The following is a 17,799-nucleotide window of genomic DNA, read 5'->3' as shown; positions in this document are numbered from 1 at the left end:
TGATGTGATTATTTACGGTTTCGCCACCGTCGGCAAAGCTAACGTTCAAAAAACGTTGTTTTTTGTGATCGCACTTTGCATACTGTCAATTTTCCCTAAAATCGGCTAGAATATGCCGGTTTTATTTCCGCTTTAACTTAAGACAATTTATGAAAGATTCCATTATTGCAAAACTTGAAAGTTTAAAAGAACGTTATGAAGAATTAGAGGCATTACTTGGTGATGCCTCAGTGATTAGTGATCAAGATAAATTTCGTGCCTATTCCAAAGAATATGCACAACTTGAGGACGTGGTGAAATGTTTTAACCGCTGGACACAACTTAACCAAAATATTGAAGAAGCGAAAATATTATTAGACGATCCGGAAATGAAAGAAATGGCGCAGATGGAAATTGAAGAATCCAAAGCGGAAATTGAAGAAGTGGAACAGCAACTTCAAATTCTTCTATTACCAAAAGATCCGAATGACGAATACAACTGCTATTTGGAAATTCGTGCCGGAACCGGTGGTGACGAAGCGGGCATTTTTGCGGGCGATTTATTCCGAATGTATAGCCGTTATGCGGAAAGTAAACGTTGGCGTGTAGAAATATTAAGTGCCAATGAGAGCGAACAGGGCGGGTATAAGGAAATCATTGTGAAAGTCAGCGGCGATGCGGTATATGGTCAGCTGAAATTTGAATCCGGCGGACATCGTGTGCAACGTGTGCCGAAAACCGAATCTCAAGGACGTATTCATACCTCCGCCTGTACGGTAGCGGTGATGCCGGAACTACCTGAATCGGAAATGCCGGAAATTAATCCCACCGATTTACGCATTGATACTTATCGTTCGTCGGGAGCCGGCGGACAACACGTTAATACCACAGATTCTGCGGTGCGTATTACTCACATTCCAACGGGTATTGTGGTTGAGTGTCAAGACGAACGTTCACAGCATAAAAATAAAGCCAAAGCGATGTCTGTATTGGCATCACGAATTGTGCAAGCGGAACAAGAACGTCAAGCGGCAGAACAAACGGATATGCGCCGTAACCTGTTAGGATCGGGCGATCGTTCGGATAAAATCCGTACTTATAACTATCCGCAAGGGCGGGTTACCGATCACCGTATTAATTTAACGATTTATCGTTTAGACGAAGTGATGAACGGAAAAATTGACGAGCTGATCCAACCGATCATTACAGAATACCAAGCGGATCAGTTGGCGGCATTATCTGAAAATAACTAAAACAAGGGTATCCGTTTCGGATACTCTTTTTTGCTTAGAGAGAAATAAAATGTTAGTTGAAAACCCAAAGGATAAAAAAATGCAAGATGCGGAATTTTCTTCATTTTCTCAAACTTCGACGCCGGTATTAGCAAGCCGTTTTAAACGCTGGCTTGCCAGTTTGATTAATAGTGCGCTTTCATGGCTCATACTCGTCATTGGTTTTATGTTTGGGGATTTTATCGGCTTGTTATCTATTCTGCTGTGTTTAGGTTTACAGGGCTATTTTATAAAAAACTATGGGCAAACTGTCGCAAAACGTTGGTTGGGATTACGGGTTTTTGACTACCAAACCCAACAACCGATAGCATTTGGTAAATATATTGGACGTGAAATTATTGATTTTTTGTTTTCGTGGACAAGTTTTTTAATCATTATTAGTGGGATTGTGGCGCTTGTACGTGATGATCGTCGTTCTTTAACCGACTTAATTGTCGGCACTATCGTATTAACAGACGAAAAATAATGAATTATCGACAATGGTTGACACAAGCCTCAGCAACCTTAAATCAAGCTAATCCTAATGAAAACGGCAAAAATGAGGCGCTGATTTTATTGCAACACACTACGGGAAAATCTCGCAGCCAAGTTTTAGCCTTTGATGAAACCGAGATTGATGAAGAATTGCGAGAGGATTTAGCCGCACTTTTAGCACGTCGTTTAAAAGGCGAACCCGTCGCCTATATTTTGGGTGAAAAAGAATTTTGGTCGCTTTCTCTAAATGTGTCTGAAGATACCTTGATTCCCCGCCCCGATACGGAAATTTTAGTGGAAAGGGCGTTGATGATTGCAAGGCAAAAACTTCAAGAAAATCCACCGCACTTTGGCATATTGGATCTCGGCACGGGGACCGGCGCTATTGCTTTAGCGTTGGCATCAGAATTAATACCGATTTGTGAAAAACAACAGACCGAATTAAAAATTATTGGGGTGGATTTGATCCCGAATGCGGTGGAATTGGCAAAATCCAATGCGGAAAAAAATCGGCTTAATGTGGTTTTTTTACAAAGCAAATGGTTTGAAAAGGTAGAGGGGAAGTTTGATTTGATTGTGAGTAATCCTCCCTACATTGATGAAAAAGATGAACATTTAAAACAAGGCGATGTGCGTTTTGAGCCGCTGTCCGCTTTAGTAGCTTGCGAGCAAGGGTATGGGGATTTACGCCATATTATTGAACATGCACCGGTTTATTTAAAAGACAATAGCGCACTGTTGGTGGAACACGGTTGGCAACAAGGTGAAAAAGTGCGGTCTATTTTTGCAGAAAATTATTGGCGAGAGATTGCAACCGTGCGTGATTATGGCGACAATGAACGCGTAACATACGGTTTTTGGAAGAGATGATGAAATATAATAGACGTGCATTGTTTGATCAATTTGTTAGTTTTTATCATATTATTTTTGATAATTATGGGGAATCAAAGGTCACAATTCGAGGAAAAATGGGGGCTTTGGTAGGCAAAGCACGCTGTGAAATTTCATCGGATTGGTCGGTAGAAGAGCGTGTTCGGCGTTTATTGCAGCTGGTTTATCGGGACTGGGGTTTTCATTGCGATCCGAATAATTATTTCCGTTCAAGAAATCTATATTTGCCTTACGTCTTAGAATATCGAGAAGGAATGCCGGTAAGTCTTGGGGCGATAATCTTGTATCTTGCGGAAGCGTTGGATTTACCCATATATCCCGTCAATTTTCCAACGCAGCTTATTTTACGTGTAGAAATGGATGACAAGGTAATATTTATTGATCCTTGGAACGGTAGCTATATTTCTCAAGAAAAATTACAGCAGCTTTATGAAGGCGCTTTTGGTTTCGGTGCGCAAATTCAGCCGGAAGAGCTTGAACGTGCGGATCTCCCGCTCCTTTTTTCTCGTTTTGAACAGCTTGCCAAAAATGCGCTAATTCGCGAAGAGCATAATGATATGGCGTTTCGCTACATCGAATCGCTGATTCATCGCTCTGACGATCCCTACAATATTCGTGACCGCGGTTTAGTGCTGGCACAAATGGGGGCTTACCCTACCGCATTGAAAGATTTAGAATATTTTGTTGATAAATGTCCGCAGGATCCGACTTCAACGTTCATTCGTACACAGCTTTCAGAACTTAAAAATGAGCTTGAACAAGCTCCTCACGCTATTCACTAATAAAGGAAAACTTATGCAAAATAAAATTATAAAAATCGGTCATATTGATGTTGCAAACGACAAGCCTTTTGTTCTTTTCGGTGGAATTAATGTACTTGAAAGTCGCGATATGGCGATGCAAGTGTGCGAAGCCTATGTCAAGGTTACCGAAAAACTCAATGTGCCTTATGTGTTTAAAGCCTCTTTTGACAAAGCCAACCGTTCGTCTATTCATTCATATCGCGGACCGGGTATGGAAGAAGGTTTAAAAATATTCCAAGAATTGAAAGCAACATTCGGTGTAAAAATCATCACGGATGTACATGAAATTTACCAATGTCAGCCGGTGGCGGATGTAGTGGATGTGATTCAACTTCCGGCATTTTTAGCCCGTCAAACGGATCTGGTGGAAGCGATGGCACGCACTGGGGCGGTGATCAATGTGAAAAAACCGCAATTTTTAAGCCCCGGTCAGATGGGTAATATTGTAGAAAAAATCGAAGAATGTGGTAATGATCAAGTGATTCTTTGTGATCGCGGTACTAACTTCGGTTATGATAATCTAATCGTAGATATGCTTGGTTTCAGTATCATGAAAAAAGTTTCCAAAGGTAATCCTGTGATTTTTGATGTCACGCATTCATTACAATGTCGTGATCCGTTCGGTGCGGCATCCGGTGGTCGCCGCGAGCAAGTAACGGAACTAGCCCGTTCAGGTTTGGCGGTAGGGATTGCAGGTTTATTTTTAGAGGCCCACCCGAATCCGAATCAAGCAAAATGTGACGGCCCGTCAGCCTTACCGTTGTCCGCTTTGGAAGGTTTTGTCTCACAAATGAAAGCCATTGATGATTTAGTGAAATCTTTCCCTGAATTAGATACCTCAATTTAATGGCGAAGTGCGGTTAAAAACACCAACATTTTTGACCGCACTTTTTTAACTAAAAAAGGAGAACATTATGCAAATCGTATTTTTAGACAGTACCGCTATTCCAAAACACATTCCTATTCCCCGCCCGAATTTTGAGCATGAATGGATTGAATATCCTCATACCTCGGCTGAACAAACTATTGAACGGGCTAAAAATGCGGATATTGTGATTACAAGTAAAGTCATTTTTGATCGTAACACCTTAGCGCAATTGCCAAAACTTAAACTCATAGCGATTACCGCAACGGGAACCAATAATATTGACTTAATTACGGCAAAAGAATTAGGTGTCGAAGTCAAAAACGTGACAGGGTATTCCAGCGTCACCGTACCCGAACATGTGATGGGGCTGATTTTTTCTTTAAAACACAGTCTTGCCGGTTGGTTGCGTGATCAAATTTCTGCAAAATGGGGTGAAAGTCAACAGTTTTGTTACTTCGATTATCCCATTACCGATGTTCGGGGTTCTACCCTTGGCGTTTTTGGAAAAGGTTGTCTGGGTACGGAAGTCGGACGATTGGCACAAGCCTTGGGAATGAATGTGCTTTACGCAGAGCATAAAGATGCCACAACTTGCCGTGAAGGTTATACGCCTTTTGATCAAGTATTAAAACAAGCCGATATTGTCACCTTACATTGTCCGTTAACCCAAACGACAGAAAATTTAATCAATGATAAAACCCTGTCACAAATGAAAAAAGGGGCGTTTTTAATCAATACGGGGCGAGGGCCTTTAGTGGATGAAAACGCTTTATTGGCTGCATTAACAAGCGGGCATTTAGGCGGTGCCGCCATAGATGTAATGATTAAAGAACCGCCGGAAAAAGATAATCCGCTGATTCTTGCGGCAAAAACTCTACCGAACTTAATTATTACCCCTCATATTGCTTGGGCAAGTGATAGTGCCGTTATTACGCTCGTGAAAAAAGTGACGCAAAATATCGAAGATTTTGTTGCGCAACTAAAACAAAAGTAATATGAGTTTACCCATTTCTTTTTATATCGCCCTACGTTACTGGCGTGCCAAAAGCGCCGATCGTTTTGGGCGATTAGTAACGAATCTTGCCAGTTTTGGCATAGTTTTGGGCGTGATGGCATTAATTATTGTCCTTTCAATAATGAACGGCTTGGAAGGTTATCAAAAGCAGCAGGTGCTGTCTTCTATTCCTCACGCCGTTATTCGTCAAGAACAACCGATTTCTACGGAAAAATCATTGCAAAACTTACCGCACTTTGTGCAAAAAGCCGTACCGATCAATACCACAAATGTGATTTATCAAACCTCCAAAGGTGTGAGTGCGGGACAAATCATTGGTGTGCGGTCGTTTTCTGATGATCCCTTATTAGAAACTTTGGATAATACAAATTTTACTAATACATTGCCGACGGGCGGATTTAAATTGGTGATTGGCGATCAGCTTGCACAAAAACTTGATGTCAATGTAGGCGATAAAATCCGTTTAATGATTACCGAAAATAGTCAATATACGCCTTTTGGACGAGTGCCAATGCAACGTCTTTTTACCGTGAGCGATATTTATTTCGATAACAGCGAAGTATCGGGTTACACCGCGTTTGCCAATTTATCGGATATTGGGCGATTAATGCGTATTCAGCCGGAGCAGGCTCAGGGTTATCGTTTATTTTTGACCGATCCTTTCTTAATTACTGAATTGCCTGATTATTTTCCTCATTATCAAATCAACGATTGGCGTGTGCAAAAAGGCGAATTTTTTCAAGCCGTGCGTATGGAAAAAAATATGATGGGGCTGTTGATTAGCTTGATTATTGTCGTGGCGATTTCTAATATCGTTACATCTTTGAGCCTGATGGTGGTGGATAAGCAAGGGGAAATTGCAATTTTACAAACTCAAGGGCTAACAAAATCTCAGGTGAGTTCGGTGTTTATTTACCAAGGCTTGTTAGTGGGAATGGTTGGTACGTTGATTGGAAGTTTATTCGGCGTGCTGATGACATTAAATCTGGCAGAGATAGTAAGTGCGGTCAATCCGAATGGTGTTTTTCTACCGACATCAATCGAACCGATGCAAGTGGTCATTGTTATTCTGTTTTCTTTGTTGTTATCTTTATTATCAACAATTTATCCTGCTTATCGCGCAGCAAAAACAGAGCCGGCGGAAGCTTTAAGATATGAATAGCAATCTTCATAAGATATAGATAAAGAATGAACGAACAACAACTTTTGGCTTTTGATCATCGGCATATTTGGCATCCGTATTCTTCGATTTATTCCGATATGCCCTTGTATGCGGTAGAGGGTGCCGATGGCGTGAAGATTAGACTCAAAAACGGGCAAACGTTAATTGATGGGATGTCCTCTTGGTGGGCTGCGTTACACGGTTATAATCACCCGCGTTTAAATCAGGCTGCACAAAATCAATTAGCCCGCATGAGCCATATTATGTTTGGTGGTTTTACCCATGCACCGGCAGTAGAATTGGCGCAACTATTGGTGAAAATATTACCGGCGGGACTGGATAAAATTTTTTTCGCCGATAGCGGCTCGGTAGCCGTTGAAGTGGCAATGAAAATGGCTATTCAATATCAATATGCGAAAGGTGAACCACAACGACAAAAATTTGCCACGATCCGTTCCGGTTATCATGGCGATACTTGGAATGCCATGTCGGTTTGTGATCCGATAACCAGTATGCATCATCTATTTCAGCAAAGTTTACCTGTTCAATATTTTTTGCCTCAGCCTTGTATCACATTTTATGAACCTTGGGATGATCGTGCCATTGCCCCCCTTGCAGATTTATTGCAAACACATCATAAAGAAATCGCCGCCTTAATTTTAGAGCCGATAGTGCAAGGGGCGGGCGGTATGTATTTTTATTCGCCGGAATACCTTATTAAAGCTCAAGAGTTATGTCGTGAATACGGTGTTTTGTTAATTTTTGATGAAATTGCAACCGGTTTTGGACGTACCGGTAAATTATTTGCCGCAGAGCATGCCGGAATTTCTCCCGATATTATGTGTATTGGCAAGGCTTTGACAGGCGGTTATTTAACCTTATCGGCAACCGTAACAACAGAAACAATTGCGGAAGTAATATGCAGCGGTGAAGCGAAATGCTTTATGCATGGCCCGACTTTTATGGCAAATCCTTTAGCTTGCGCTATTGCTTCCGAATCCATTCGTTTATTGCTGGAAAGTTCGTGGCAAGAGCGGGTTCGACATATTGAAAAAGTATTGCGTCGGCAGCTTTCACCATTGGCAGAAAAACATTATGTTAAAGATGTAAGGGTATTAGGTGCAATTGGCGTAGTAGAAATGCAGGATGAGGTGAATATGAAAACGCTTGTTCCGCGTTTTGTGGAAAATGGTGTATGGATTCGCCCTTTCGGAAAATTGGTTTATGTGATGCCGCCTTTTATTATTCAAGATGAAGAATTGTCTCAACTTACACAAGGTATGATTAATGCCTTAATGCAGGAATATGGGAAATAAGGAATAAAATGGAAGATTTCCAAAAGCAACTAGCCTATCTAAAAAGTATGAATCAATATCGTTCGATTCCTGACTTAACACATCATGGGCGTTATATTGAACGAGACAAGCAACGTATGCTGAATATGTCTTCTAATGATTATCTCGGATTGGCATCGAATGAAACTTTACGGCGTGCTTTTTTTCAGCAATATGGCAAGGATTTACCGGCTTTGACTAGCTCATCGTCCCGTTTATTGACCGGTAATTTTCCCATTTATAATGATCTTGAACAGCTTATTGCTCATCAGTTTCAGCGAGAAAGCTGCTTATTATTTAACAGTGGCTATCATGCTAATTTGGGTATTTTACCGGCATTAACTACAGCCAAAAGTTTAATCTTGGCTGATAAACTGGTGCATGCCAGCATAATTGACGGTATTCGGTTAAGCCAATGCCGATTTTTTCGTTATCGCCATAATGATTATGAACATCTGCAACAACTTTTAGAAAAAAACGTCGGTAAATTTGACCGCACTTTTATTGTTACCGAATCTGTTTTTAGTATGGATGGCGATGTTGCGGATTTAGCCAAACTGGTAAACTTGAAAAAGCAATTTCCTAATAGTTATCTTTATGTGGACGAAGCGCACGCTATAGGCGTTTATGGTGAAAAAGGCTTAGGGATTGCAGAACAAACCGGCACGATTAAGGATATTGATTTACTGGTTGGGACTTTTGGCAAAGCATTGGCTTCAATGGGCGCTTATGTGATGTGCGATCAACTATTAAAAGAGATCTTAATTAACCAAATGCGTCCATTGATTTTTTCAACGGCGTTACCTCCGCTTAATGTGGCATGGACTTATTTTCTCTTTGAACGTCTGCCACAATTTGCTCAAACAAGACAACACTTAAATGAATTAAGTGCTTTTTTGCGTCATGAAGTGGCACATCGCACAGGGAATATGCCAAGTTCGACCTGTATAGTGCCTTATATTTTGGGTGACAACGAAGCAACATTGGCGAAAGCACATCGACTACAGCAACAAGGTTATTATTGTTTGCCAATCCGCCCGCCAACCGTGCCAAGAGGAACATCCAGAATACGCTTATCGGTTACGGCAGATATAACAAAAGAAGAAATCACGGAATTTATTACCTGTTTGTAGGCAAAAAATGAAAATAAAATTTGAAGATCGTCAGGCTGGAAACTTACTGGTTTATTTTGCCGGTTGGGGAACGCCAATCTCCGCCGTTTCTCATTTAGCGATACCTGAAAATTACGATTTATTAATTTGCTATGATTATCGAGATCTTTTCTTGGATTTTGATTTTTCACGCTATCAAAAAATTCGTGTCGTCGCGTGGTCGATGGGCGTGTGGGTGGCCGAAAGAGTATTACAAGGAATTCCGCTCGAATCAGCAACCGCCGTCAATGGAACCGGTTTACCTTGTGATGATCAGGCAGGTATCCCTTTTAGTATTTTTAAAGGCACGCTAGATAATTTAAATGAAACCACAAAGGTAAAATTTGAACGTAGGATTTGTGGTGATAAGGCTAATCTAGCGTTTTATCATTCGTTGCCTATGCGGGAATTTCAAGAAATTCAGCAAGAATTAACCGCACTTTTCTACGCAATTGAGTCAGATCGACGCACGGATTTAATTTTATGGACAAACGCTATTATTGGACTTAAGGATAAAATTTTTTCTCCTGAAAATCAGCAACGTTATTGGTGTACACGCTGTAAGATTAACGAGATAGAGGGGGAACATTATTTATTTTCCCGTTTAACGCATTGGGTGCAACTATGGAATTAGAGGCGAGACTAATTGAAAAACAACGTATTCGGCAGCATTTCCATAAAGTTCTTGATTGCTATGACGACCATGCTTGGATACAGCAGAGAATCAATAGGCGGCTGCTTTCTTACATCATGGCTAGCTTACCGAGCTGTTCACTTGAAAATGTGTTAGAACTTGGCTGTGGCACGGGGCAACTCAGCAAACTGTTACAGCAACATATTTGTGCCAATTATTGGATGTTTAATGATCTTTGTGATGTTAAAGAGCGGCTAAAGAAAAAGTTATCTCAACCTTTTGAATTTCATTGCGGTGATGCCGAGCTGTTTTCCTTTAAGCGAACCTATGATCTGATTGTAACTGCTTCCGCCGTACAATGGTTTCATCATCACTCATCATTTATTGAACATTGTAAAGAAGGATTAAGCCGAGACGGTTTGCTGGCGATAGCGACTTTTGGTCAGGAAAATCTACATGAAATTCGAGCCTTAACAAATATCGGGTTGATTTACCCGAGTTTGTCTGATTGGAAAGTGTGGCTACAAGATGATTTTGAATTGCTGTATGCAGAAATAACAACAGAAGAGCTATTTTTTTCAACGCCACTTGAGGTGCTAAAACACCTTAAGCAAACCGGTGTGACAGCAACAAGGCAAGGTATTTGGACAAAACAAAAATTACACAGATTTATTGAGCAATACCAACAGCATTTTTCTTTACCTAGCCAACAGGTGCGACTGACTTATCAACCGCTATGGATTGTTGCACGATATAAAGGATAAAGAGGATATATGGGTAAGGTAATATTTATTTCCGGTATTGATACGGATGTGGGCAAAACAATTGCAACGGGGTTTTATGCCAGAGCACTTATGGTGCAGGGCTTTTCCGTCATTACGCAAAAAATGATTCAGACCGGCTGTCGAGAGATAGCCGATGATTTATTAGTGCATCGTAAAATTCAGAAAATCGATCTAACAAGCCATGATCTTGACGGGACGACTTGCCCTTATCTTTTTGAATATCCCTGTTCACCACATTTAGCGGCGAAAAAACAAGGATGTGTTATTGATACAAAAAAGATCGAAAAATCAACCGCACTTTTGGCTGAAAAATACGATTATGTATTGCTTGAAGGTGCCGGTGGATTGATGGTTCCATACAATGACAGGGAAACCACGTTGGATTATATTCAAGCTCACGGCTATCCGTTGGTACTGGTGACATCGGGCAAGCTCGGGAGTATTAATCATACATTGCTCAGTTTAGAAGCGTGCAAAACACGAAATATTAATGTATTGCGCGTGTTATATAACCTTTATCCGGAATATGATCCTATTATTTCTGAAGAAACACAGCGGTATTTAAAACATTATCTTGTGCGCTTTTTTCCTAACACACAATTTGAGGTCTTTGAAAAAGTGTCGATTTAATCAGGGATGATATGAAAATATGATAGACTGGCGCACATTATCCGTTACTTATCTAAATTTAATTTATCCTTAAATGTAGTTCAAAATATGAGTAAAAAATGAATCAGTATTTATTAGAATGTAAAGATATTAACAAATTCTATCAAGAAGGTGATAACCAAACGCAAGTGCTAAAAGGTATTTCTTTTGCCATGAAACCTAATGAATTGGTTGCAATTGTGGGCAGTTCCGGTTCCGGAAAAAGTACGCTTTTACATACGTTGGGGGGATTAGATCAGCCAAGTAGTGGGGAAGTCTTTATTAAAGGGCAATCACTGCAAAAAGCCTCTGAATCGGAATTGGCAAAGTTGCGTAATCAAAATCTAGGCTTTGTGTACCAATTTCATCACTTAATGGCGGATTTCTCAGCCCTTGAGAATGTGATGATGCCGATGTTGATTGGTCTGCAAAATAAAACGGAAGCGAAAGATCGGGCGGAAAAAATGCTCGGTGCGGTGGGGTTAAGCCATCGAATTTCTCATCGTCCCTCTGCGCTTTCCGGTGGCGAACGCCAACGTGTTGCGATAGCCCGTGCTTTAGTCAATAACCCTTCTTTAGTACTTGCCGATGAGCCGACCGGGAATTTGGATCATAAAACAACAGAAAGTATTTTTGAGTTAATTCAAACCTTAAATCAAGAACAACAAATCGCTTTTTTGTTGGTTACCCATGATATAGAATTGGCAAAAAAATTGTCCCGCTGCCTTACCATGCAAGATGGCATATTAAGGGAAGGAACACAATGAATACCCCTTTCTTTATCAGTTGGCGTTATCAGCTTGGCAAACAAAAAAATCCCTTAGTGTCGCTTATTTCAAAATTTTCATCTATTGGCATTGCCCTTGGTGTGGCAGTGTTAATCGTAGGATTGAGTGCGATGAACGGTTTTGAACGTGAGTTGAATCAGCGAATTCTTGCTGTTGTACCTCATGCCGAGATTGTGATTAATCCTTATGGTGATGAACAAACCATTAATCAATGGCAATACCTTGCCAGCCGTTTAAAAACAAACGAAAAAATTACCGCACTTTCGCCTTTTGTCAGTTTTACGGCATTGGTTGAGAATGGGAGTAAACTCAAAGTGGTACAGGTGAAAGGTGTTGATAAAAATGCGGAAGATAAAGTCAGCTCCTTGGGTAAATTTGTAGAAGGCGAAGGGTGGCAGAGATTTGGAAAAGAGGGCGGATTAGTCCTCGGTTCCGGTATTGCCAAGGATCTTGATGTGCAAGTCGGGGATTGGGTTTCTTTGTTGGTTTCGCAACCAAATAATGATGAGCAATTGTCTCAACCTCATCGCGAACGCGTGCAAATTAGCGGTATTTTACGTTTAGACGGACAATTGGATCACAGTTATGCTTTCTTGGCATTGCCACAGGCTCAAGAATTGTTAGGTTATCAATCAGATCAAATTACCGGTTTAGAGATTAAAGTTGATGATCCTTTTAAGGTTCAAGAGGTGGATTATTCAACATTACGGGATTATCCGCAGCTTCTCTATGTGCAAAATTGGATTGCTAAATTTGGTTATATGTATCGCGATATTCAGCTTATTCGCACCGTAATGTATATTGCTATGGTATTAGTGATCGGTGTCGCCTGCTTCAATATTGTTTCGACTTTGATCATGGCGGTAAAAGATAAAAAAGGCGACATTGCTATTATGCGTACACTTGGTGCAAATAACGGTTTTATTAAACGTATTTTCGTCTGGTACGGCTTGCAAGCCGGGATGAAAGGGTGTTTAATAGGAGTCGTTCTTGGCGTGATGTTGGCGTTGAATTTAACCTCGCTTATTCAAAGCTTAGAATATTTACTCGGAAAGAAATTGCTATCAGACGGCATTTATTTTGTTGATTTTCTTCCTAGCGAGCTTCATTGGCAAGATGTTTTGTTAGTTTTAGTCGCTGCGTTAGTTTTAAGCCTTTTGGCAAGCCTTTATCCGGCAAGTCGGGCAGCCAAACTTCAACCGGCTCGAGTATTGAGCAGTCAGTAAACGGAACTTTTAATTTTTTTCTGTGAACTAGTTTACTAGTACAAGAAATAAGTGTAGAGTATTTGCAATTTTCAGACACAACATTTTAACAATTATAAGAGAGTGACGTATGACGAAAGAAAAAATTGAAATCATCGTAGCAAATGATGATACACGTATTGAAAAAGTCGATCAGGTTTTGCCTCCAATCGCATTATTAGAAAAATTTCCGGCAAGTGAAGAAGCTGCCGAATTAGTTAAACAAACCCGCCAAGAGGCGCATAATATTATTCATGGTAAAGATGATCGATTATTAGTGATCATCGGCCCGTGTTCCATTCATGATCCGAAGGCGGCTCTTGAATATGCAAATCGCTTAAAACCTTTACGCAAAAAATATAAAGACAGTCTAGAAATTATTATGCGTGTTTATTTTGAAAAACCGCGTACCACAGTAGGTTGGAAAGGTTTAATTAATGATCCTTACTTAAATGATACCTATCGTTTGAACGACGGTTTACGAATTGCCCGTAAGTTGCTCTCCGATATTAATAATCTTGGTGTCCCGTCAGCCGGCGAATTTTTAGATATGATTACACCGCAATATGTCGCGGATTTTATGAGTTGGGGAGCAATCGGTGCTCGTACGACCGAATCACAGGTTCACCGCGAGCTGGCCTCAGGGTTGTCTTGTGCCGTCGGCTTTAAAAATGCAACGAATGGTGGCGTAAAAGTGGCATTGGATGCGATCGGAGCAGCCGAAGCACCGCATAATTTCTTATCCGTGACAAAATTTGGTCATTCAGCTATCGTTTCGACTAAAGGAAACGAAGATTGTCATATCATTCTACGTGGTGGCGATAAAGGTCCGAATTACAGTGCGGAAGATGTGGCGAAAGTTTGTAGCGATATTGAAAAATCCGGTCGCGTTCCGCATGTTATGGTTGATTTCAGCCATGCTAATAGTAGTAAACAATACAAAAAACAAATGGAAGTTTGTGAGGATGTGAGCAAACAAGTTGCCGGCGGTTCAAAACAGATCTTTGGTGTGATGGTGGAAAGTCACTTAGCTGAAGGTCGCCAAGATTTAGTTAATGGCAAAGCCGCTACTTACGGGCAGAGCATTACCGATGCCTGTATCGGTTGGGAAGATACGGAAATCTTGCTCAAACAGTTATCCGATGCGGTGATTGCCCGTCGCAAACTCAACTCATAATTTTAGTTTTATTTCAATTTATAGGGGCGTATTTTGCGCCCCTTTGTTTTATTCTGTTGTTAATTCTTCTGCAATTTCTTCCGCTTGTTCTAATACTCTGGCAATAGCTTCCGGTTCTTGATCCGGCGGGTATTTATAGCGTTTCAGCGTACGGCGGACGGACATTCGCATTTTGGCACGCACGGCTTCTTTATATTGCCAATCAATCGTCGCGGATTGGCGCAACTGGGCGGTGATTTCTTTGGCTAGGGCTTTCAGCGTATCATCACCCAGCCCCTGTACCGCACTGTCATTTTTTACTAACGCATCGTAAAAGGCGATTTCTGCCGCCGAAAGCCCTAATTTTTCGCCCCTTGCCAAGCGCTCCATAAAGTCTTTCCCTAGGCGGATCAACTCGTCAAGCACTTCCAATACCGATAAACTCTGATTGTGATATTTCGCTAATGCTTCTTTTAGGCGTTGTTCAAACTCTTTTTGAGCGGTGAGATTGTTGGCGGCTTTATCCCGAATTTGCTGGGCAAGGTAGCGTTCCACTGCCAATAGCCACAGGTTTTTGGTTTGGCTGTTTTTCACCATCTCCAAAAATTCCTCGGAGAGCAAATTCAAATTCGGGCGATCTCGGTTCAACAAGTCGAGTAAATTGACCGTACCTTGTGCTTCCACCGCCTGATTGAGCAGCGACACCAATTTTAATTGGCGATCTTCGGCATTGTAAGCGGTCGGATTATCGGCTTTTTTCGCAAGAATTGCGCGCACGCCGTCAAAAAATGCCAGTTCTCGCTGATAGGTTTGGGCTTCTGGTAATGTGCCGCAGAGCTGGAAGCCCTTTTTCGCCGAACGCACTGCACGCAAGAATGCATTTTTGCGCGGGGTCGGAGTTTGCTTTTCGTCCTTACTCGGCTCACCGTCTAAGCCCAGAATATGGTTGGCAGCCAGCAAAATTTGTTGATAGAGCAAACGCTCGTCCGTAATTTGCAAAGAATAGGGCAGATCGAACCGCTTGTTTTCCACCGGTGTGGCAAATTGCCCGCGGATAATGTCAATATGCTCACGCATTTTATCCAGCACGGCTTCCAGATTATGCACCATTTTGCCTTTGCCGTTCGCTTTGCTGTATGCTTGCATTGCGTTTTCCAGCTCGCCGGTCAGCCCGATATAATCCACCACCAAGCCGCCGTTTTCACGGCTTTTGTTACGGAACACCCGATTGACCCGTGCGATTGCTTGCATTAAATTATGCCCACGCATTGGTTTGTCGATGTACATTGTGTTACAGCAGGGGGCATCGAAGCCCGTTAGCCACATATCCCGTACAATCACCACCTTGAGCGGATCATTCGGATCTTTAAAGCGTTTTTCCAAGGTTTTTTTATCCTGTGCCGAATAAATGTGCGGCTGCATTTCGGCGGGGTCGCCGGCACTGCCGGTCATTACAATTTTAATTTGACCCTGCTGAAGATCATCGGAATGCCAATCGGGGCGGAGGGCGGTAATTTGGTCGTACAATTTCACACAAATTTGACGGCTGGCAACCACAATCATCGCTTTGCCGTCCATTAACGCGGTGCGGGCTTCAAAATGGCTGACAAAATCGCCGGCTAATTTTGCTAACCGCCCGTCCATTCCCATTAGTTTTTCCATTAGCCGAAAGTTATGGCTTTGTTCGTCATCATCAAACAGGTTTTCGACCGCTTGCACACTGTCATTGAATTTCAGGCTCTCTTTGAGGGGAATTTGGCGGCAATCGTAGAAAATCGGCACAGTCGCACCGTCTTCAACCGCATCGGTAATATCATAAATAGAAACGTAACGCCCGAATACGTCCTGCGTATCCTTATCTTCAAGGCTAATCGGCGTACCGGTAAAGCCGATAAAAGAGGCATTCGGTAGTGCATCTCGTAAATGTTTGGCGTAGCCGACTTTGTAATTGCCCTGTTGTTTGTCAGTATTGACGTTCATACTCTCACTAAAGCCGTATTGGCTGCGGTGAGCTTCATCGCTAATCACAATAATATTGTGGCGGTCATTGAGCATAGGGTGGCGTTTTTCGCCTGCTTGCAAGCCGAATTTTTGAATGGTGGTGAACAAAATACCGCCCGTTTCCCGTTTAGCGAGTTCGGCACGCAGATTGTCCCGCCCGTCGGCTTGGATCGGATCTTGGCGTAAAATCGCCTTACCACTGGAGAACGTTTGGTAGAGCTGCCCGTCTAAATCGTTACGATCGGTTACGACTACGATTGTCGGGTTTTTCAGGGCGGGTTGCGAGAGCAATTTTCCCGCATAAAACAGCATTGAAAGTGATTTACCTGACCCCTGCGTATGCCACATCACCCCGATTTTACCATTACCTTCGGGGCTGGCAGCAATCAAGGTGCAATCGACCGCTTCATTTACACCGTAGAATTGGTGATAAGCGGCAATCTTCTTGATGGGTAAGCCTTTTTCATCACTGTCAAACACAATAAAATTTTGCATATAATCCAACAACGTTTCGGGCTGCATTAAACCGTTTACGAAATCGGCTAAACTGTTACCGAAACTGATCCGCTGTTTTTGCTGTTCGTCCACCACTCGCCACGGGGTAAAACGTTCCAAATTAGCCGTGAGCGACCCCACTTTGGTGTCTGTGCCATCGCTGATGACGAGAATTTGGTTATACACAAATAGATCGGCGATTTCTTCTTTATAGGTTTGTAGCTGGTTAAAGGCTTGGGTGAGATTGGCATTTTCTTTAAGCGGATTTTTCAGCTCAATCACCACTAATGGCAAGCCATTTACAAAGCCTATCACATCAGGGCGGCGATTGCTTTTTGTGCCCTTAATGCTCAGTTGATTGACCACATCAAAACGGTTGGCATTCGGCTGTTGGAAATCAACCAAACGGGCGTAGTCCACTTTAGTTTCGTCCGCCTGCCGATACTCGACCCGCACCCCCGAACGCAAATAACGGTAAAAGGTTTGATTTCGTTCAGCTAAATTCGCCCCCGTAACACTGCATACCTGCTGCACGACTTCCAACACCGCCGATTCAGGCAATTGCGGGTTGAGACGTTGCACGGCTTCGGACAATAATGAACGGAAAACGACCTCGTTTGGCTGTACCCGCCACGGATTTTCACCGTCTACCAAGATTGTCCGCTCGTCCGTATAATCCCAACCTTGCGCCTGAAAATCCGCCAAGCAGGCTTGTTCTATCGTGTTTTCATTGATGTACATTGTGTGTCCTTATTTTTGTGATCCTGATCGAAAAATTAAAATTATTTTCCCGCCGTTTTGTATCAATGTTTTATATTGAAATTGATTAAATGCGATATCGGGCGCACGCAGTGCGCCCCTACAAATACGTTGATATTGGTTTTACTGAATGTAAATGATTTAATTTCATTATAAATATCAAATATTTAATGTTATTGCATCGTGCTGTGGGCGCACTGCGTGCGCCCCTACAAATACGTTGATATTGTTTTTATTAAATATAAATCATTTAAATTCATTATAAATATCTAATATTTAATTTTATTTCATCGTGCCGTAGGGGCGCACTGCGTGCGCCC

At 41.9% G+C, this 17,799-nt stretch carries 16 protein-coding genes; 15 read left to right on the top strand and 1 reads right to left on the bottom strand.

The features are described 5' to 3' along the window. Positions 1 to 149 precede the first annotated feature (149 nt). From prfA to aroG, 15 genes are all read left to right on the top strand, one after another. On the top strand, positions 150 to 1,232 hold the full coding sequence (gene prfA, locus BKL51_RS02290) for a peptide chain release factor 1 (protein ID WP_077465136.1): 1,083 nt from the start codon (positions 150 to 152) through the stop codon (positions 1,230 to 1,232). Positions 1,233 to 1,281: 49 nt separating this feature from the next. After that, on the top strand, positions 1,282 to 1,737 hold the full coding sequence (locus BKL51_RS02285; RefSeq protein ID WP_077465135.1) for an RDD family protein: 456 nt from the start codon (positions 1,282 to 1,284) through the stop codon (positions 1,735 to 1,737). Beyond that, complete coding sequence (gene prmC / locus BKL51_RS02280) at positions 1,737 to 2,615, top strand: peptide chain release factor N(5)-glutamine methyltransferase (protein WP_077465134.1); 879 nt, start codon at positions 1,737 to 1,739, stop codon at positions 2,613 to 2,615. The genes BKL51_RS02285 and prmC overlap by 1 nt, the downstream gene beginning before the upstream one ends. Next, positions 2,615 to 3,418 (top strand): SirB1 family protein, encoded by an 804-nt coding sequence (locus tag BKL51_RS02275; RefSeq protein ID WP_077465133.1) that lies wholly within the window; start codon positions 2,615 to 2,617, stop codon positions 3,416 to 3,418. The genes prmC and BKL51_RS02275 overlap by 1 nt, the downstream gene beginning before the upstream one ends. 13 nt (positions 3,419 to 3,431) lie before the next feature. Continuing rightward, positions 3,432 to 4,286, top strand: coding sequence for a 3-deoxy-8-phosphooctulonate synthase (gene kdsA, locus BKL51_RS02270; RefSeq protein WP_077465132.1), 855 nt, complete (start codon positions 3,432 to 3,434; stop codon positions 4,284 to 4,286). Positions 4,287 to 4,353: 67 nt separating this feature from the next. Then, on the top strand, positions 4,354 to 5,301 hold the full coding sequence (locus tag BKL51_RS02265; protein ID WP_077465131.1) for a 2-hydroxyacid dehydrogenase: 948 nt from the start codon (positions 4,354 to 4,356) through the stop codon (positions 5,299 to 5,301). A 1-nt stretch (position 5,302) separates the two neighbouring features. Beyond that, positions 5,303 to 6,484, top strand: a complete 1,182-nt coding sequence (locus BKL51_RS02260) for a lipoprotein-releasing ABC transporter permease subunit (protein WP_077465130.1) — start codon at positions 5,303 to 5,305, stop codon at positions 6,482 to 6,484. Between the two features lie 26 nt (positions 6,485 to 6,510). Then, positions 6,511 to 7,800, top strand: a complete 1,290-nt coding sequence (bioA, locus tag BKL51_RS02255) for an adenosylmethionine--8-amino-7-oxononanoate transaminase (protein WP_077465129.1) — start codon at positions 6,511 to 6,513, stop codon at positions 7,798 to 7,800. Positions 7,801 to 7,808: 8 nt separating this feature from the next. Beyond that, positions 7,809 to 8,951: an 8-amino-7-oxononanoate synthase gene (bioF, locus tag BKL51_RS02250; protein WP_077465128.1), complete on the top strand. Its 1,143-nt coding sequence runs from the start codon at positions 7,809 to 7,811 to the stop codon at positions 8,949 to 8,951. Between the two features lie 7 nt (positions 8,952 to 8,958). After that, on the top strand, positions 8,959 to 9,603 hold the full coding sequence (locus tag BKL51_RS02245) for a pimeloyl-ACP methyl esterase BioG family protein (protein WP_077465127.1): 645 nt from the start codon (positions 8,959 to 8,961) through the stop codon (positions 9,601 to 9,603). After that, on the top strand, positions 9,594 to 10,367 hold the full coding sequence (gene bioC / locus BKL51_RS02240) for a malonyl-ACP O-methyltransferase BioC (RefSeq protein ID WP_077465126.1): 774 nt from the start codon (positions 9,594 to 9,596) through the stop codon (positions 10,365 to 10,367). The genes BKL51_RS02245 and bioC overlap by 10 nt, the downstream gene beginning before the upstream one ends. Before the next feature lie 9 nt (positions 10,368 to 10,376). Next, positions 10,377 to 11,018, top strand: a complete 642-nt coding sequence (gene bioD / locus BKL51_RS02235; protein ID WP_077465125.1) for a dethiobiotin synthase — start codon at positions 10,377 to 10,379, stop codon at positions 11,016 to 11,018. 98 nt (positions 11,019 to 11,116) lie between these two features. Then, on the top strand, positions 11,117 to 11,803 hold the full coding sequence (gene lolD, locus BKL51_RS02230; protein ID WP_077465124.1) for a lipoprotein-releasing ABC transporter ATP-binding protein LolD: 687 nt from the start codon (positions 11,117 to 11,119) through the stop codon (positions 11,801 to 11,803). Continuing rightward, positions 11,800 to 13,050 carry a lipoprotein-releasing ABC transporter permease subunit LolE gene (gene lolE / locus BKL51_RS02225; RefSeq protein ID WP_077465123.1) on the top strand — a complete coding sequence of 417 codons (1,251 nt, stop codon included), beginning with the start codon at positions 11,800 to 11,802 and terminating at the stop codon, positions 13,048 to 13,050. Before lolD ends, lolE begins: the two co-directional genes overlap by 4 nt. A 109-nt stretch (positions 13,051 to 13,159) precedes the next feature. Beyond that, positions 13,160 to 14,245 (top strand): 3-deoxy-7-phosphoheptulonate synthase AroG, encoded by a 1,086-nt coding sequence (aroG, locus tag BKL51_RS02220; protein ID WP_077465122.1) that lies wholly within the window; start codon positions 13,160 to 13,162, stop codon positions 14,243 to 14,245. Between the two features lie 48 nt (positions 14,246 to 14,293). On the opposite strand, the gene BKL51_RS02215 is transcribed toward aroG, so the two are convergent. Continuing rightward, on the bottom strand, positions 14,294 to 17,461 hold the full coding sequence (locus BKL51_RS02215; RefSeq protein WP_077465121.1) for a type I restriction endonuclease subunit R: 3,168 nt from the start codon (positions 17,459 to 17,461) through the stop codon (positions 14,294 to 14,296). Positions 17,462 to 17,799 lie beyond the last annotated feature (338 nt).

Origin of the sequence: Rodentibacter sp. Ppn85 (genome assembly GCF_001999335.1) — a bacterium.
Taxonomy (GTDB): domain Bacteria; phylum Pseudomonadota; class Gammaproteobacteria; order Enterobacterales; family Pasteurellaceae; genus Rodentibacter.
The sequence above is the reverse complement of the archived record's forward strand: the minus strand, read 5'-3'. Positions and strand labels throughout refer to the sequence as shown.

Coding starts and splice junctions, on each gene's coding strand:
- prfA (WP_077465136.1), top strand. CDS start 150: ATGAAAGATTCCATTATTGCAAAACTTGAAAGTTTAAAAGAACGTTAT.
- BKL51_RS02285 (WP_077465135.1), top strand. CDS start 1,282: ATGTTAGTTGAAAACCCAAAGGATAAAAAAATGCAAGATGCGGAATTT.
- prmC (WP_077465134.1), top strand. CDS start 1,737: ATGAATTATCGACAATGGTTGACACAAGCCTCAGCAACCTTAAATCAA.
- BKL51_RS02275 (WP_077465133.1), top strand. CDS start 2,615: ATGAAATATAATAGACGTGCATTGTTTGATCAATTTGTTAGTTTTTAT.
- kdsA (WP_077465132.1), top strand. CDS start 3,432: ATGCAAAATAAAATTATAAAAATCGGTCATATTGATGTTGCAAACGAC.
- BKL51_RS02265 (WP_077465131.1), top strand. CDS start 4,354: ATGCAAATCGTATTTTTAGACAGTACCGCTATTCCAAAACACATTCCT.
- BKL51_RS02260 (WP_077465130.1), top strand. CDS start 5,303: ATGAGTTTACCCATTTCTTTTTATATCGCCCTACGTTACTGGCGTGCC.
- bioA (WP_077465129.1), top strand. CDS start 6,511: ATGAACGAACAACAACTTTTGGCTTTTGATCATCGGCATATTTGGCAT.
- bioF (WP_077465128.1), top strand. CDS start 7,809: ATGGAAGATTTCCAAAAGCAACTAGCCTATCTAAAAAGTATGAATCAA.
- BKL51_RS02245 (WP_077465127.1), top strand. CDS start 8,959: ATGAAAATAAAATTTGAAGATCGTCAGGCTGGAAACTTACTGGTTTAT.
- bioC (WP_077465126.1), top strand. CDS start 9,594: ATGGAATTAGAGGCGAGACTAATTGAAAAACAACGTATTCGGCAGCAT.
- bioD (WP_077465125.1), top strand. CDS start 10,377: ATGGGTAAGGTAATATTTATTTCCGGTATTGATACGGATGTGGGCAAA.
- lolD (WP_077465124.1), top strand. CDS start 11,117: ATGAATCAGTATTTATTAGAATGTAAAGATATTAACAAATTCTATCAA.
- lolE (WP_077465123.1), top strand. CDS start 11,800: ATGAATACCCCTTTCTTTATCAGTTGGCGTTATCAGCTTGGCAAACAA.
- aroG (WP_077465122.1), top strand. CDS start 13,160: ATGACGAAAGAAAAAATTGAAATCATCGTAGCAAATGATGATACACGT.
- BKL51_RS02215 (WP_077465121.1), bottom strand. CDS start 17,461: ATGTACATCAATGAAAACACGATAGAACAAGCCTGCTTGGCGGATTTT.